The sequence below is a fragment of the Bizionia sp. M204 genome (genome assembly GCF_023205095.1).
GTDB lineage: Bacteria > Bacteroidota > Bacteroidia > Flavobacteriales > Flavobacteriaceae > Algorimicrobium > Algorimicrobium hallyeonense.
On sequence record NZ_CP046242.1, the window covers coordinates 2,033,832 to 2,050,971 of the forward strand.

The 17,140-nt window shown below is 34.2% G+C and carries 18 protein-coding genes; 9 read left to right on the plus strand and 9 right to left on the minus strand.

Annotation, left to right across the window (positions count from 1 at the left end):
• Positions 1–19 precede the first annotated feature (19 nt).
• A complete protein-coding gene (locus GMA17_RS09310; RefSeq protein ID WP_248395349.1) occupies positions 20–601 on the plus strand; it encodes an NUDIX hydrolase in 582 nt (193 codons plus the stop codon).
• Here GMA17_RS09310 and GMA17_RS09315 read toward each other — a convergent pair.
• The 4 genes from GMA17_RS09315 to GMA17_RS09330 all read right to left on the minus strand — a co-directional run bounded on the left by GMA17_RS09315 (position 593) and on the right by GMA17_RS09330 (position 5,821).
• Positions 593–1,279 (minus strand): N-formylglutamate amidohydrolase, encoded by a 687-nt coding sequence (locus tag GMA17_RS09315; RefSeq protein ID WP_248395351.1) that lies wholly within the window; start codon positions 1,277–1,279, stop codon positions 593–595. The two genes, GMA17_RS09310 and GMA17_RS09315, sit on opposite strands and share 9 nt — an antisense overlap.
• Complete coding sequence (locus GMA17_RS09320; RefSeq protein WP_248395353.1) at positions 1,276–2,502, minus strand: glutamate-cysteine ligase family protein; 1,227 nt, start codon at positions 2,500–2,502, stop codon at positions 1,276–1,278. Before GMA17_RS09320 ends, GMA17_RS09315 begins: the two co-directional genes overlap by 4 nt.
• 2 nt (positions 2,503–2,504) lie before the next feature.
• Entirely contained in the window at positions 2,505–3,950 is a 1,446-nt protein-coding gene (locus GMA17_RS09325; RefSeq protein WP_248395355.1) for a RimK family protein, read from the minus strand.
• A 134-nt stretch (positions 3,951–4,084) separates the two neighbouring features.
• Positions 4,085–5,821, minus strand: a complete 1,737-nt coding sequence (locus tag GMA17_RS09330) for a M14 family metallopeptidase (protein ID WP_248395356.1) — start codon at positions 5,819–5,821, stop codon at positions 4,085–4,087.
• Positions 5,822–5,918: 97 nt separating this feature from the next.
• On the opposite strand from GMA17_RS09330, the gene GMA17_RS09335 reads away from it, so the two are divergent.
• A complete protein-coding gene (locus GMA17_RS09335) occupies positions 5,919–7,583 on the plus strand; it encodes a SulP family inorganic anion transporter (protein ID WP_248400638.1) in 1,665 nt (554 codons plus the stop codon).
• Here GMA17_RS09335 and coaD read toward each other — a convergent pair whose 3' ends face one another.
• The gene (gene coaD / locus GMA17_RS09340) at positions 7,584–8,039 is read right to left on the minus strand and encodes a pantetheine-phosphate adenylyltransferase (protein WP_248395357.1); all 456 of its coding nucleotides are present in this window, start codon (positions 8,037–8,039) and stop codon (positions 7,584–7,586) included.
• Between the two features lie 55 nt (positions 8,040–8,094).
• Positions 8,095–9,072, minus strand: coding sequence for a D-alanine--D-alanine ligase (locus GMA17_RS09345; RefSeq protein WP_248395358.1), 978 nt, complete (start codon positions 9,070–9,072; stop codon positions 8,095–8,097).
• Between the two features lie 167 nt (positions 9,073–9,239).
• Between GMA17_RS09345 and GMA17_RS09350 the strand changes: the two genes are divergently transcribed.
• The 3 genes from GMA17_RS09350 (at position 9,240) to yaaA (ending at position 11,738) form a co-directional block, all read left to right on the plus strand.
• Positions 9,240–9,803, plus strand: coding sequence for a PASTA domain-containing protein (locus GMA17_RS09350; protein ID WP_248395359.1), 564 nt, complete (start codon positions 9,240–9,242; stop codon positions 9,801–9,803).
• A gap of 2 nt (positions 9,804–9,805) precedes the next feature.
• On the plus strand, positions 9,806–10,846 hold the full coding sequence (locus GMA17_RS09355; RefSeq protein ID WP_248395360.1) for an RluA family pseudouridine synthase: 1,041 nt from the start codon (positions 9,806–9,808) through the stop codon (positions 10,844–10,846).
• A gap of 133 nt (positions 10,847–10,979) precedes the next feature.
• Entirely contained in the window at positions 10,980–11,738 is a 759-nt protein-coding gene (gene yaaA / locus GMA17_RS09360; RefSeq protein ID WP_248395361.1) for a peroxide stress protein YaaA, read from the plus strand.
• A gap of 19 nt (positions 11,739–11,757) precedes the next feature.
• On the opposite strand, the gene GMA17_RS09365 is transcribed toward yaaA, so the two are convergent.
• Positions 11,758–11,889 carry a 30S ribosomal protein THX gene (locus GMA17_RS09365; protein ID WP_066254547.1) on the minus strand — a complete coding sequence of 44 codons (132 nt, stop codon included), beginning with the start codon at positions 11,887–11,889 and terminating at the stop codon, positions 11,758–11,760.
• Positions 11,890–11,953: 64 nt separating this feature from the next.
• On the opposite strand from GMA17_RS09365, the gene GMA17_RS09370 reads away from it, so the two are divergent.
• Together GMA17_RS09370 and GMA17_RS09375 are read left to right on the plus strand one after the other, a co-directional pair.
• On the plus strand, positions 11,954–12,622 hold the full coding sequence (locus GMA17_RS09370) for a uracil-DNA glycosylase family protein (protein WP_248395362.1): 669 nt from the start codon (positions 11,954–11,956) through the stop codon (positions 12,620–12,622).
• Between the two features lie 113 nt (positions 12,623–12,735).
• Complete coding sequence (locus GMA17_RS09375; protein WP_248395363.1) at positions 12,736–13,977, plus strand: fibronectin type III domain-containing protein; 1,242 nt, start codon at positions 12,736–12,738, stop codon at positions 13,975–13,977.
• Positions 13,978–14,069: 92 nt separating this feature from the next.
• Here the strand turns inward: GMA17_RS09375 and GMA17_RS09380 are convergent, their stop codons facing one another.
• Positions 14,070–14,525 (minus strand): hypothetical protein, encoded by a 456-nt coding sequence (locus tag GMA17_RS09380; protein ID WP_248395365.1) that lies wholly within the window; start codon positions 14,523–14,525, stop codon positions 14,070–14,072.
• A 308-nt stretch (positions 14,526–14,833) separates the two neighbouring features.
• Here GMA17_RS09380 and GMA17_RS09385 point away from each other — a divergent pair, with 308 nt between their 5' ends.
• Complete coding sequence (locus GMA17_RS09385) at positions 14,834–15,289, plus strand: hypothetical protein (RefSeq protein WP_248395366.1); 456 nt, start codon at positions 14,834–14,836, stop codon at positions 15,287–15,289.
• A gap of 111 nt (positions 15,290–15,400) precedes the next feature.
• The gene (locus tag GMA17_RS09390; RefSeq protein WP_248395367.1) at positions 15,401–15,790 is read left to right on the plus strand and encodes a hypothetical protein; all 390 of its coding nucleotides are present in this window, start codon (positions 15,401–15,403) and stop codon (positions 15,788–15,790) included.
• Positions 15,791–15,852: 62 nt separating this feature from the next.
• Here GMA17_RS09390 and hemL read toward each other — a convergent pair whose 3' ends face one another.
• A complete protein-coding gene (gene hemL, locus GMA17_RS09395) occupies positions 15,853–17,139 on the minus strand; it encodes a glutamate-1-semialdehyde 2,1-aminomutase (protein ID WP_248395368.1) in 1,287 nt (428 codons plus the stop codon).
• Position 17,140 lies beyond the last annotated feature (1 nt).

Here is a 17,140-nt window from a genome sequence, read left to right on the forward strand (position 1 = left end):
AATTGCAACAATAAACGCTATGTACAAAGTTTTTGTTAATGATAAACCTATTATCTTAACAACAGAGGTTGAAAAGGAATCATCTTTCAAAAACTATTTATTAAAATCTGTTGCTATCACCAAAGTCATTAAAGATTTGAACAAGAAATCTGTTAAGGAAGTTCATCTTATACATTCTAAAGAAGAAAAGCTCCTTAAAAAATTCCTTAAAAAACTACCGAATGTTATTGCTGGAGGTGGAAAAGTATATAATGAAAAAGGAGAAATTCTTTTTATTTTCAGAAATGATAAATGGGATTTACCAAAAGGAAAAACTGAAAAGAAAGAATCTATTGAAACGACTGCTATTCGCGAAGTTGAAGAAGAAACAGGTGTTGCAGGTTTAAAAATAACCAAACCGCTTGAAACAACGTATCATATATTTAAGCGCAATGGCAAATACAAAATCAAAATTACCTATTGGTTTGAAATGACAACCTCCTACTCTGGCACTTTAGAACCTCAAGAAAATGAAGGTATCACCAAGGTTGCTTGGCTTAATGAAGCAGAAGCGCAAGAAGCTTTGAAAAATAGTTATGCCAATATCAAGCTACTATTCTAATTTACATTGCTTTATAGCGCCAAAAATTAGCGTTTTTAACGAATCAGCCATCTGATTATTACGAGAATACTTCTGATTAATTTCAATCTCAATACCAATATAATTTTCTGAAAACTGCTTTCTTAAATAGGTTGGAAATCCATCTGACTTACCTAAATACGGTTGGTTGAAGCGAATATCATAATTATTGCTGATTCTCAATATTTCTGCTTTAGACACTTTACAAAAATCCTTTTCTTTTGGAATTCGAGAATCATATAGCAAACCAATATCAACCCGCCTTTCTACCTTTTTCCAAATGGGTGTAAAACTGTGAATAGAAATATGAATAACGGTTTCGCCTTCTTGTATATATTGTAAAATGACACCTTCTACAGCATCTCGATATGGCTTATAATATTGCGCTATTATTTTCTGCTTTTCTGCTTGTGAAAGTTCGCTTGTAAATTCAGAAAACAAATTTTTATGGTGCAATGACCTGTTTAATTCAATTAGTAAGCGACTTGTAGTACTAAATTTAGAAAAATCAGCTATTGGTTTTAAGCTTTGAAAGACATCCAAGGCGCCCAAATCAAAACCACGATGCGTGTTTAATATAGCTTCTTGATTTATAAATAACCCTTTATATTCTTTAGGAATATGATTACCACCATGCTCGCATGTTAAAACCAATTTCACGGTTTAAACATGGCATTTTTATGCAGACAATCTGCTAATTCCCAATAGACATTTTTAATGTGTGTTTCGGAATAATCATCATTTATGGCTTTTAAAATACGCGTTGCCAAGGTACCTTCACTTAAAATACAATCCAAAGCTTCATAATGAACTTCGCCTATAGAATCTTTTGTCAGCTGAAAAAGGTGTTGCCATAATGCTTGAACTGTCATGATTTTTTCCACTTGAAACAACTTCAAGTAGTCAAGATTTGAAACTTCATAGTATTCACCTTCCTTTATTATCGGATTTAATAGGGCGTATAAATGTTCCTTCGTCCATTTTTTCTGCTCTTGTAAAGTGGTGAATTTTTCGTCCACTAAAAACTTCAAAACAGCAATAATAAGGGCGCAAATAGCCATATCGGCCTTCGGGCATTCTTGAATATCAACCAAACGAATTTCAATAGCATTTCTATCAAAACGTGCAATGGCACCACGAGAATTTAAAAAGTGATGATCTAAAATATTATTGGTATCGTGAGGTTTTATGGCGCGTTTTATAGGCTCGAAAACCGTTTCATAATAATCTAACTTGGTAAAAGCACGTTCTGGAATAACCAAACCTGTCAATTCTGGGATCTCTTTCTGGTTGGTTTTGTAGTATTCCAATCTGGCATCTTTAAAGCCAGTGTTTTTTCCTTCTAAAATTGGCGAACTTGCACACAAACCAGGAATAAGTGGCAAAATAACACGAATGGCGGCATGTAATTTTTCAAATTCAGTATCATCAAAAAAAGGCAAGTTAATATGTGTGCTTTGCACATTGCTCCAACCGTGTCCTTTACAATTAAAAATCCGATTGTATAATTCGTAAACCTCACTGTAACTGTGTTTCCAAAGTTCGGTATCTATCAACGGATTCAATAATGGATGTGCAGCAGTTGGCAGTAATTTTGAATCAAATTCTTTTAAAATCTGATTAATTTCAATAATATTTTTATGAAACGATTCGGACAATCCATTTAAATCGGCTGTTGGTCCATTGGTTTTTAATTCTACCACATGAGCCACCAATTCATTACTCCAAGCTAAGGCTCCATTTTCCACATCGGATGTTATTTCACCCGCTTTTTTGGCAAGTAACTTATCAACAATAGCTGCCGGTTTAAACGTATTTGAAACGAGCATATACTCCAGTTCAATACCGTAAACTTCAAATAAATGATATCTTTTAGCTCTCATTCTTAATCCAATCTATTTTTTAAAGCTGTTAAAATTTTTACATAAATGGTATCGCCATAATAACGATCTTCTACACCAAAATCTATATTTGGATTGTCATTAATTTCAATAACCATCGGTTTTTCATTTACCACCTTAATATCAATACCATAAAGCCCTTCCCCCATTAACTTGGCAGATTTCAAAGCCATATCTAATACTATTTTTGGCACGTCTTCTATTGGTAAACAATCAGCATTTCCATCTTGATCATCTTTCTTTTTGGCATCCCAATTGTAAATTTGCCAATGGCCTTTTGCCATATAATATTTACAAGCAAAAAAGGGTTTGTCATCAATAATTCCAATGCGCCAATCGTAATCCGATGGGCAAAATTCCTGCGCTATAATTAAATCCGATTCTTTCAACATGCTGTTAACAAGCACATGATACTCGTCTTCGGTTTTAGCTTTTTTAACACCAAACGAAAAAGTAGAATCTGGTGCTTTTAACACACAAGGCAAACCGACTTGCGCTATAACATCGTTTTTATTATCCTTATGAACAATAATGGTTTTTGGTGTGGCAATATTCGCATTATTTAAAGCTTCTGCCATGTAAACTTTGTTACAACATTTTAAAATAGCGTCGGGATAATCTACAATAGCAATCCCGTCTTGCTGGGCCTTTCTAGCAAATGCGTAGGCTTCATTATTCACTTCGGTGCTTTGGCGAATTAGCAAGGCATCAAAAGATGATAAGCGCGATAAATCTTTAGGCTCGATTATTTCGGCATAAATATTCATTTTTTCGGCTACATCAATAAATTTCTTGAGTGCTTTAGCATTACTAGGAGGCGCTGGATCATTTGGGTTCACCAAAATAGCTAAATCGAAATCCGACTTAATTAACTTGGGTGTATCATAGCGTTTTTTGGCAAAATACTGATTTGCAAATGCATGCACACTTGACATGTGTTCTTCCGGAATTTCCGATTCGGCGATAGCACGAATACTTTGCACATGCCATTTGGTGGTATGATTAAATTTTACACGTAAAAAAGGCACTTGAAAATACTTGTAAAATAAGGTGCTTAATTCCTTATATTTTTGAGCCACATTTTGCCCAAAATAAATACTTAAGGTAAAGTCTTGAGATTTGATGTTTTTAAGACTCTGCTGAATCACATCATCAAACTCATCGGAAATGATTCGGACGAGTTTTAGTGCTTTTAAATCCACAATATTCTTAACCGTAGGAATGGCTAAATGCCCTCTAGCTTCTGCTAAAAGCGACACATAATATCCTTTAGATTGGTACGAATAATCTTTACATAAGTTAAAGATTCGTGCATTTTTTAAAAGTGAAAACTGCGGGTTGGTCAGGTAATCTTGTGATGAAATCACGGTAATGTTCTCAATCGAAAAATTCCATTTTTCTGGTTGATTAACAACAATGTATTTGTTCATTAAAAACGCATAAGCGCGATATAAATTTTACACAAAATTAGATTATTTTTCAATAGCTTTTACATGGCGTTAAAAATATTTTACACATGAAATATAAGGTCTAAGCAACACAGTATCAAAATGCTAAAACATATTTATTTCACGCGATAAACAGGATATTGCAAATACGCTGGCTCATAATTGTTGGAGCGTTCATATAACCAATTTAATTGCGCATACCAATTATTAGAAAATTCTGGTTCAGCTTGTTTTTTAGCTTCAAATTCTGCTTTTAATTCTGAATTAGACGCCAATAATTCTGAAGCCGTATCTTCAAATACATAAGGCGAAAAACCTTCCTTCTTCTGTAAAATGGTATCGAAGAAATTCCAATTAAAAAAGGAATCTGGTGCTTGAGGTTCTAATGTTTCTACGAGATAACGTACGGCGTTTTGATTGGTAGAAATCCAATAATCACCTTTTCTGAATAAGAGGTTATTTTCAGATGCTGTAACAGATGTCTTATAATGCTGATAATGGCCTTCATACGGACTTTTACGTGTTTCAAAATCGGCTATTTTGTAGGATTCTACAGCTAGTGTGGTATCTTTTTCAAAACGATTCATTTGAACACCATTCAGTTTTAATAAATCAATTACTCTGTGCCAACCTTGTGGAATGATGTAGGCTTTTGGAACGGCAACTTCAACCGTTGGTTTAAAATAATTCTGATAAGCAACCGGTTTTTCAAAAGGTTTGTTTCTATCGTATTTTAAGCGCTCCTTTCCTGTTACCTCACTTGTTATAGTATTTCCTTCAAAACCTTTAAAGTTTAAGGTGGTAGATTTTGTGGTATCTACTTCCCAATCTAACGGATACATTTTCTGATTCTTAAAAGCTTCAAATGCAGCTTGGCGCAATTTCGATATATGATCGCCTTCTTTTTCAATAATAGCAATCATACTTCGCATCAGTTCATAGGTTCCTTCCACACGTGGTTTGTATGGTTTTAACATATGTGTTTCAACCATCATTCCAATAACATTCCACAGTGCGGTGTATCCCGTTGAATAGCGTGGATAATCCATAAATTGACTAAAACCAATTTCCGGAACTTGATTAAAAACATTCACATAAGGTGTAATATCCCAATCTTTCTTTTGTAAATCCGCTTCCAGTGCGGGCATGATGGTGTTTTGTAAAAAACTCCCCAATTCACCGCCTAACTTATTATGTTGGGTAAACAAATGAGTTAGCACATATTGATAATCCGCGCCATTACTTACATGATTATCTATAAAAACATCCGGCTTTACCAAATGAAAAATTTGAGCGAAGGTTTTAGCATTCTCGGTATCGTTTTTTATAAAATCACGGTTCAAATCAAAATTCTGCGCATTGCCACGAAAGCCGTATGCTTTAGGACCATTTTGATTGGCACGCGTTCCTGAATTTCTATTTAAACTTCCGCCAACATTATAAATAGGAATGGTAACTACAACGGTATTCTTTGGTGCTGGAATTTTTCCTTGAGCCATATCACGAAATAACATCATCGTCGCGTCTATACCATCGCTTTCACCAGGATGAATACCATTATTGATTAATAATACACGTTTATTTTCACGAATGGTTTCGAAACTAAATTTAGCATCGACATTAAAAGTCACAATATGCAAAGGCTCACCAGAATCTGTTTTTCCAATAGCTTGCAGTTGAATTTGAGGAAAGGCATTTGCCAAATCCGAATAATATTGAATGGTTTGATAATATGTAGCCGTTTCCGTTCCGTTGCTTGCCTCAAAAACCGTTATAAAATCATCTTTTTTGCTTTGCGCCTGTAAAAAACTGAAAGTCAAACAAATGACTAACAGTTGACTAATACGAATCATATTTGAAATTTTAATAAGTAAACTTAAACAATTTATCACAATATAATCTTGTAGGTGTTTATATTAACTGTATTTTTGCACCCTCAAAAAAAGAATGATGACTCAATTTTTTCGAAAATTTACAACAAATCCTAAAAATGATATTTTAAGCGGGATAACCGTTTCATTAGCAATGATTCCAGAAGTGGTAGCATTTGCTTTTGTGGCGCAAATAGACCCACTTATGGCACTTTCTGGTGCGTTTATTATTGGATTAATTGCTGCAATTTTTGGAGGAAGGCCAGGTTTAATTTCTGGCGCTGCTGGTGCTGTTGCTGTAATTTTTGTCACCATGATTGCTGATGGACATACAAAAGGGCTTCTTTTTGATCAGCCTGTAGATAATATGGGTTTTTTCTACTTAATGGCTTGCGTTATTTTAATGGGAATTATTCAAATTTTAGCCGGTGTATTTAAGTTGGGACGTTTTGTGCGTTTAATTCCGCACTCCGTAATGCTGGGTTTTGTAAACGGTTTAGCTATTGTTATTTTTTGGGCTCAAGTAAAAATGTTTACACATAAATCATTAGTAGTTTCTACCGATGGCGTTAAGGAATACGTAAGCACCTATATGGAAGGCGCTGAACTCTATTTAATGTTAGGCTTGGTATTTTTAACCATGACCATCATGACCATTTTACCAAAAATAACTAAAAAAATTCCTGCGGCTTTAACGGCTATATTAGTTACCACATTTATTGCAATCGGATTTAATTTAGATGTTTCAACGGTTGGTTCATACATTATTGAAGGTGGTGGAACAGGCTTAAAAGGTGAATTTCCTACACCTAATTTAGAGCTTTGGCAAAATCTTCCAATTAATTGGGACACGCTAAATTTTATTCTTCCCTATGCGTTTTTAGCCGCTTCCGTTGGTTTAATAGAATCATTAATGACCATGAATTTGGTGGATGAATTAACGGACACCAGAGGTAATGGCGACCAAGAATGTATTGCTCAAGGAGCTGGAAATATTATGTCAGGTCTTTTTGGTGGAACTGGAGGTTGTGGTATGATTGGACAAACGGTAATTAATATTAACGCTGGTGGTCGTGGTCGTCTTTCAGGTATCGTAATGGCTCTAACGCTGTTAACTTTTATACTTTTTACAGATAAATTAATTGAGCAAGTACCAATTGCAGCACTAGTTGGTGTTATGTTTATGATGGTTATTGAAACATTTGCATGGTCTAGTTTTCGCATTATTAAAAAAATTCCAAAATCCGATGCTTTTGTACTCATAATCGTTTCAGCCGTTACAGTTATATTCGATTTAGCCATTGCCGTTTTTGTTGGTGTTATTATTTCGGCATTAGCTTTTGCTTGGGAGAATGCCAAACGTATTCGCGCCAGAAAACGCATGCGTGAGGATGGCACCAAAGTTTACGAAATTTGGGGTCCATTATTTTTCGGAAGTATAACAGCTTTTAATCAAAAATTTGATCCTAAAAATGACCCACAAAATGTTGAAATTGACTTTGTTGAATCGCGAATTAGTGATCATTCTGCTTTAGAAGCTATTTTTAATTTAGTTGAAAAATATGAAGCCGAAGGAAAATCGATTAAATTGAAACACTTAAGCGAAGATTGCAAATTACTCATGTATAAGGCTAGTCCGAAATTCAGGGAAGTTATTGTTGAAGCGGTTGATGACCCGAGATACCATTTAGCAGCAAACCCTGAAGAGTTTCCAAAACCACTTTCAGAATACAAGTTTAAATAACTATTTTACCCGAACACTAATGGGTACTAATTTGGTATAATCGCCTTGATTACGAATCACATCGCGCACAATGGATGATGAAATATAGGACGTATTCGCAGCCGTTAACAAAAATACGGTTTCTATAGGTGCTAAATCGCGATTGGTATGCGCTATGGCTTTTTCAAATTCGAAATCTCCGGGATTACGCAAACCACGAAGTATAAATTGGACGTTGTTTTTCAGGCAAAAATCGACTGTTAAACCTTCATAGGAAACCACTTTTACTTTCGGTTCGCCAGCAAATGATTCTTCAATAAACCGCATGCGTTCTTCTAATGAAAACATGTATTTTTTATCCGCATTCACACCAATGGCAACAATAACCTCATCAAACAGTTTGATAGCGCGTTTAATAATATCGTAATGACCTAAAGTTAATGGATCAAAAGATCCGGGAAATACAGCTTTTTTCATAATTTACTCCTAAACATTAAAGATACTTAATAATTATTTTAAGCCAAATTAAACACTATTTCAACGCTTCTTCAATGGCATTCTGAAATAATTGTTCTAACGAAATTCCAGCAGCTGCCGCTTGTTGTGGCAAAATACTAGCTTTTGTTAATCCTGGAACAGTGTTGACTTCCAATAAATGTGGTTCGCCATCTTTAAAAATATATTCACTTCGGGAAAAGCCCGTCATTTTTAATATTTCATAAACCCTTTTTGCTAAAGCACGCACTTTCTCGGCATCGGATTCTGAAATTCGTGCAGGAGTAATTTCTTTAGATTGCCCTAAATACTTAGCTTGATAATCGAAAAAATCATTTTCGCTAACAATTTCAGTAATTGGCAATACTATAATTTCGCCTTGGTAGGAAATAACACCAACAGACACTTCAACCCCATCTAAATAGGATTCAATAATAATTTCATCATCTTCTTTGTAAGCAACTTCTAACGCTTTTTTGAATTCCTCTTTTTTATAAACTTTTGAAATTCCAAAACTACTCCCAGCACGATTCGCTTTAACAAAGCAAGGCAAACCTACTTTTTTAATAATGGCATCTTCATCAATAACATCACCTAGATTAATATAATAACTTTCGGCCGTTTTAATTCCATAAGGCCTTAAAACGCTTAAGCAATCGCGTTTATTAAAGGTTAAAGCCGCCTGATACATACCACAGCTGGTATGCGGAATGTTCAGCAACTCTAAATAAGCTTGCATAATACCATCTTCGCCAGGCGATCCGTGAATGGCATTAAAAACACAGTCGAAAGTAATTTTTTCGTCATCAACGATAACCGAGAAATCATTTTTATCAATTGGAAACTCCGTTTCCGTATCCGAAACAAAAACCCATTTATTTTCAAAAATATGAATGCGAAAAACATGATAGTTATCTAAAGTATTTAAAGCGTTATAAACCACGTTTCCGCTTTTTAGGGAAATTTCGTACTCACTAGAGTAACCACCCATAATAATGGCAATATTCTTTTTCATTGGCTATATTTCGGCAATTAAAGGCGTCATATTTAAAGTTTACGAATCAATTTAAGTCTAAAACTAACAATAAAACGTATCTATTATTAGTTAAGCTAAAATATCACTAATAAATCAAAACTAAAAACAGTTCTGTTTTTATATATTTGCCCAACAAATCCGTTTCCATGAGTCTTTTAAAATTTCTGACGAGTAAAACATTCCTAATTCAAATTATTCTAGCCATTGTTGGTTTAGTAGTTATTTGTTTCATTTTATTAAAATGGCTAAATGTTACCACCAATCATGGTGAGTTTGAAACCGTTCCCGATTTAAAAGGAAAATCTATTGGTGTGGCCAATTTGGAGTTAAACGAAAACAATTTAAAATTAGAAATTTTAGATTCTTCAAATTTTAATCCTGATTATCCAAAATTTTCAGTGATTGAGCAAGACCCTATTGCTGGCGAGAAGGTTAAAGATGGCCGAAAAATTTATGTAACCTTAAATCCATCAGGATTCCGAAAGGTGAAAATTCCCAATTTAAAAGAAAAAACATTTAGACAAGCCAAACCAACATTGGAAGCGCTTGGCTTTGCTATTGGCACGATAACCTTTACCGATTATTTAGGTGAAAATGAAGTGGTAAAATTAATGTACAACGGTAAAGAAATAAAAGAAGGCGATGAATTGCCTAAAACATCTAAAATCGATTTGGTTTTAGGTAACGGAAACAGACCAGGTTCAAACTAATTATGGCAGACTATACTCCAGAAAATCAAAGCGAAGAAGACGATTTATACGAACACTACGCTTTTACTGCCGAAAAAGGGCAAACACCGCTTCGGATTGATAAATATTTAATGAATTTTATTGAAAACGCCACGCGTAATAAAATTCAGGCTGCTGCAAAAAGCGGCAATATTTATGTAAATGACGAGCAAGTAAAATCTAACTACAAAGTAAAACCATTAGATAAAATTCGGGTGCTTTTTGAGCATCCACCTTATGAGTATTTGCTGACACCCGAAAACATTCCCTTAAACATTGTTTATGAGGACGACGATTTATTGGTTGTCAATAAAGAACCTGGTATGGTAGTACATCCAGGGCATGGAAATTATTCTGGAACCTTGATAAATGCCTTAATTTATCATTTTGAAAACTTACCAAACAACTCCAGTAACCGTCCAGGATTGGTTCATAGAATCGATAAAGATACCAGCGGTTTGCTAGTAATTGCCAAGAATGAAGAGTCTATGGCCCATTTATCCAAGCAGTTTTTTGATAAAACGAGCGAGCGCGAATATATAGCTATTGCTTGGGGAAATATAGAAGAGGAAGAGGGCACCATAGAAGGCAATATTGGTAGACATCCAAAAAACAGATTACAAAATACCGTGTATTTTGGCGATGAGAGCGACAAAGGAAAACCAGCAGTAACGCATTATAAAGTTTTGGAACGCTTGGGCTACGTAACCCTGGTTTCTTGCAAATTAGAAACAGGCCGTACACACCAAATTCGCGTGCATATGAAACATATTGGTCACACCTTATTTAATGACGAACGCTATGGTGGCGAACGCATTTTAAAAGGAACCACCTTTACAAAATACCGCCAGTTTGTAGATAATTGTTTTAAAATTTTACCAAGACAGGCCTTACACGCTAAATCGTTAGGTTTTGTACACCCTAAAACAGGCGAAATGATGCGATTTGATTCTGAAATTCCACAAGATATGCAAGACTGTATTGAAAAGTGGCGTAATTATTCCAAGCATCAAGATTCAGAATAAATTTCTTCTATAGGTTTATAAGAAAGAACAAAATTAGAAATTGATTTTATGCCATGTGAGTTGTAACTTTGGTAATCATAAAAAAGTTACGAACCTCTAAAATCAATTCCTAATTATAGGACTTTTACATACTATGAAACTTGTAATATCTCCAGCCAAATCTTTAGACTACCATAGCAAATTACCAACATCTAAATCTACGGAATCCGTATTCTTGAAAGAATCGGAACGTTTAAATGGACTATTGAAAAAGAAATCTCCTAAAAGCTTGTCGAAGCTTATGAGTATTTCCGATAATTTAAGCCAGTTGAATTACGACCGGAACCAAGAATGGGAACTACCATTTAAGGAAGGTTCTGCCAGACAAGCTATTTACGCCTTTAATGGCGATGTTTATCGTGGTTTGGATGCGTATACGATTCCAATGGAAAAAATTGATTCCCTTCAAAATACAGTTCGGATTTTGTCAGGATTGTATGGCGTTTTAAAGCCTTTGGATTTAATTATGCCTTACCGATTGGAAATGGGCACCAAATTAGCAGTTGGCAAAAACAAAAACTTATATGAGTTTTGGAAGAAGAAAGTCACTAAATCCTTGAATGACGAATTAGAGGATGATGAGCTGTTTTTGAATTTAGCTAGTAATGAATATTTTAAAGCCATTGATACAAAAGCTTTAAAAGTTCCTGTTATAGATGTGGACTTTAAAGAATTTAAGGACGACAAATATAAAACCATTGGTATTTTTGCTAAAGCAGCAAGAGGACTAATGGCACGGTTTATTATTGATGAAAACGCTGAAACTTTAGATGATGTTAAAGCATTCAATTTAGAGGGTTATGGTTTGAGCGATGAACTATCCAGCTCAAACAAATTAGTTTTCACCAGATAATTGCATTGGCAAGAAGGGTTTAAGCCTTTGCTTTTTTATCAACACTTATTTTTTCTTCAGGACGTACTTGCTTCTTAATTCGTGGACGTCTTACACCATACGAACCGCGATTAATTTTACCGCGTTTTGTTTTTTTATCACCTTTTCCCATGTCATTTTTGTATTTAAAACTTAAGCTATAAATTACAATAAATTTATCATCTTTAAAAACAAAAATGACATTCTTTCATAAGCATCCATACCAACCTTTTATTCAAGAGGATACCACCAAATTAATTGTGGGCACCTTACCACCACCACGTTTTTCTACTGGTGATTTGCTTGAAAAGGACGTCGATTTCTGCTATGGGAGTTATTATAATAGTCTGTGGTTGTTTATTGATAAAATTCATAATTTAAATTTTCGTTATGACAATTCTGAAGAAGCCATTATAGAACGCCAACAGTTTTTAATTCAGCATAAAATTGGTGTTTGTGACATTGTAGAAAGTGCGGAACGTGAAAAAATAGACGCATCGGATTTAGGCATGACAAACATCATATTGCGGGATATCTTGGGTTATTTAAAGGAATACCCAAATATTGACACCTTGTTATTTACAGGAGGAAACAGTAAAAACGGTCCAGAATACTTCTTCCGAAAGCATTTAAAAACTTATAATTTGAAATTGGAAGTGCTTTCTAATGAGGTTCCAAGAATTCATCAATTCAATATGAACACAGAATCCACAGAACGCATTATCAAAACAGTTTCCTTGACTTCTGGGTCTGGTGCAGCCAATATTTCTATAAGTAGGTTGCCACTTTACAAGCATTTAAAGGCAAGCAATCCTGACTTTAATACCTTCGATTTTCGGGTAATGCAGTATCGCGAATTTATCTAGAAAAAAACGCCATTATTGCGGATTAGACAGGAATTATCAGAATTTTATCGATTTTATATATAATCTGAAGTTGAAAAATACTATTTTAACAACCGTTAAAAAATTAATCAATAATGAAAAACAATTTACTACTCCTTTTTGCCTTCCTACTTATTGTTTCATGTTCCGATGATGATGACCCAGTAACGGTTCAACAATGTGCCAAACCAACAGGTGTTATTGCTAATACCATAACATTTGAAAGTGCTGAAATAATTTGGACCGACGCCAACAGCGCAACTTCTTTTACCGTTGAATACGGTTTATCTGGCTTTATGCTAGGTTCAGGCACCACTATTAATCGGGCTGAAACTTCCGTTATGCTAACGAATCTTGCCGCCAATACGAGTTATGATGTTTATATTACAACAATTTGCAGCATTGACAATTCCAGTATGTACTCGGATGTTTTCAACTTTACCACCTCTGCTCCTTTAGTGATTCCAGAACTCCTTCCAAATCTTTCGGATTTGAATTTATTTGCAGGAAACCTAAACGATTTAACACCAAGCTCTCGTGCTTTCGAATACAACTTAAATACGCCATTATTTACAGACTACGCGCACAAACAGCGTTTAATAGCCTTGCCTCCAGGAACAACTATGGATTTTGTGGATAACGGATTTCCAGATTTTCCAGATAATACGGTTATATCAAAAACTTTTTATTACAATAATGATGAGCGTGACGAATCATTAGGAAAAACAATTATTGAAACGCGAATTTTAATTAAAATTAATGGTGTTTGGGAATTAGGAAATTATAAGTGGAATGCCAACCAAACGGATGCCGTTTTAGATGATATGGCACATACCGTTCCTGTATCCTTTATTGACGATAGCGGAACCACTAACACTATAAATTATGGTGTTCCGTCCATGCAAGACTGTATTAACTGCCATAATAGTAGTAATATAATTACGCCTATTGGACCAAAAATGAGAACTATGAATTTTAATAATCAGCTTCAAGACTTTATTAATGCTGGACATTTATCAAACCTTTCAGACCCTTCAAGCGTTACGACATTGCCAAATTGGGAAGACACTAGCTATACAATTGAAGAGCGTTCTCGCGCCTATTTTGATGTTAATTGTGCACATTGTCATTCCGATGGTGGCTATTGCGAATTCCAGTCTGAATTACGTTTAACATACGAAACTCCTTTTGCTGAATCCATGATTCTTGAACGCAAAGGCAGTATTGATAATCGTATGCGTAATTATAATCCTGGTATTAGTATGCCATTAATTGGCACTAGTATTGTTCATAGTGAAGGTTATGATTTAATTCGCCAATATTTAAACTCCTTATAGTAGGTGTTATAAAGTAGAGAAACAAAAACCCAATGATATCGCTATCATTGGGTTTTTAACTAACCAACTAAAACTAATATGAAAAACTAAATTTATTTATTAGGATTAAACCCTTTAGGTAAATAATCCTGGATATTGAAATTAAACTGAACATCTTCTTCTATTTCTATTAAAGAAACTTTTTCCCAATTAATATCGTCTTTGCCTTTTAATGGGTTAAAGTCTTTTGGCAAGTAGGCATGCGTATCAAAACCTAAATTTATATCTTCTGGTAAATCTATCAGAACAGTTTCCTTCCAATTAATATCATTCTTACCCTCTAAAGGATTAAAATTATTAGGCAAATATTGCTTGACATCAAAACCTAAATCAATAGGCTCATCCATTTCAATTACATGTACATCCTGAATGCTAATTACAGAATTATTTGAAACATGATTATGTTTGTGCTTGTGTGGATTGGTTGTAAAATTATCAGTTACTAAATTGCTAGCCACGGTTGTACTTGCTGCAAGTAATAATCCGCTTATGACTAATAAATGTCTCATTTTCTGTTTATATATTAATATTTATCTATTAGACTTAAAAGACCTTAAAAGGTTTCATTTATTTAGAAATATTTAACACTAAACATCTGAATTTAAGAATACTTAGCAGTTCAGAACAAAAAAACTTCCAAAGGCAATTTCAATTTAGATAATAGCTCTTATCTCTGCTTATTTATATAGTTTGAAATAGAGAGACACCTTGTTTTCACACTATAATTACCAACCAAAATCTAATACTTAAAATTATAACATTAAACCTTTTTAATATTTCCATGTCTTATATGTACAAACTTTAATACTTATAAATCATGAAAAAAATATTTTTAATTGCTTTAGCATTAGTAACTTTTCAATTATCTGCTCAAGACAAAAAACAAATGCATAAAAAAGGTGAACGAGCTGAAAAGATGCAAGCGTACACTCCAGAAGAAATGGCGGAATTGCAAACTAAAAAATTAACGTTGGATTTAGATTTAACGAAAGAACAACAAAAACAAGTTATGACATTGAACCTGGAAGCCGCAAAAGAACGCAAAGCCATGATGGAAAAGCGTCAAGAATTTCAGAAAGAAAAAGAAGCGAAGTCAGTTTCGAAAGACGACAAGCTTAAAATGAAAAATGACAGGTTGGATAAGCAAATTGCTATGAAAGCTAAAATGAAAGAGATTTTAAATGATGAGCAATACGCTAAATGGGAGAAGCTTCAAAAGAAACGCATGGAAAAAGGACGCAATTCAAGAAAGCAGAAAAAACATGGAAAATAAAATTTGAGTTGGTTAATTAGTTTACTAAAAGGCAGATATGAATTAAAATATCTGCCTTTTTTTATATTAAAAAAAATATCGCTAAATTACAATCACTAAAAAAACTCTATTATGAAAAAATTACTAGTTATTGTATTGGCTTTAATAGGTATGCAGCTTTCTGCACAAGATTTAAACAGTTTAAGCACTACGGCATCTAGCGAATCCAGCTCTATGATTGATCAAATAGCTGGAGATCAAGTTAGAAAATTTGCCAAAAAATTAAATTTAAATGAATCGCAACAAAAAATGGCTTCAGATTTAGTAGTAAGTCAGTTGAAATCACCGAAGTTTCAAAAATTAATTGGGGATTCTGCTAGTAAACTTTTAGGATCGGGGTCCAGTGATAATTTGGATGATATTTCAAGAGCATTATTAGATGAACCGAAATTTCAAAATGACATGAAAAAGGTTTTAGATGACGATCAGAAAGAAGAATTCAGTAAAATGCTTCCTATATAAGTAGGAGCTTTAATTTATGAGTGTTACAAAAAAGCGACCTGAAATTCAGATCGCTTTTTAATTTATAAAGTTTTAGCAACTTTGCCAACTACTTCAATTGTTTTATCCAGATCATCATAACTTAAAGCATCCGTAATAAACCATGTTTCAAATGCACTTGGCGCTATATAAATACCACCATCTAGCAAACCATGAAAAAACTTTTTAAAGGTTTCATTATTTCCATTGGCAGCCGATTGAAAATCTACAACAGGGGTATCTGAAAAATGAACAGATATCATGGAACCAACTCTATTAATGGTATGAACGATATTGTTTTCAGTTAAAACTTTAGACATCCCATTATGCAAATAGGCTGTTTTTTCTTCTAGGCGTCTATAAATTTCATCATCCGTATTCAATGCCTGTAGCATTGCCAAACCAGCCGCCATAGCTAACGGATTACCACTTAATGTTCCTGCCTGATAAACAGGCCCGAGCGGCGCTAAATGATTCATTATTTCTTCACGAGCTGCAAACGCACCAACTGGTAAACCGCCTCCTATTACTTTTCCAAAACAAACGATATCCGCTTTAATACCATATAATTGCTGAACGCCTCCTTTTGATAAGCGGAAACCCGTCATAACCTCATCAAAAATTAAAAGAATATTATGTTCTGTACATAAATCTCTTAAGCCTTGTAGAAAATTTTGTTTAGGAGGAATACATCCCATATTCCCTGCCACAGGCTCTAAAATAATACAGGCTATCTCATTAATATTTGCTTGAATTAATTCTTTAACGTTTTCTAAATCGTTAAAATTAGCTAATAAAGTATCTTTAGCTGTACCTTGGGTTACACCTGGACTATTTGGTGATCCGAAGGTTACAGCACCACTTCCTGCCTGAATTAAAAAACTATCACTATGACCATGATAACAACCGGCAAACTTTATAATTTTATCTTTTCCTGTAAAACCACGTGCTAAACGAACAGCACTCATACAAGCTTCGGTTCCCGAATTTACAAATCTAATTTTATCAATATTAGGAACCATGGAAACCGCCAATTCAGCAATTTTAGTTTCAATTTCCGTCGGTGTTCCGAAGGATGTTCCAAGCTTTGTTTTTTCAACGACCGCATCAACTACGGGTTGAAAAGCATGACCTAAAATCATGGGTCCCCAAGAATTAATGTAATCGATATATTGATTATCATCTTCATCTATTAAATAAGGTCCATGCGCTTTTTTTATAAAAATAGGTGTTCCTCCAACAGCTCCAAAGGCTCTTACGGGAGAGTTTACACCACCTGGGATTACTTTTTCAGCTTGTGCAAAAAGCGCACTACTTCTTTTGTATTGCATA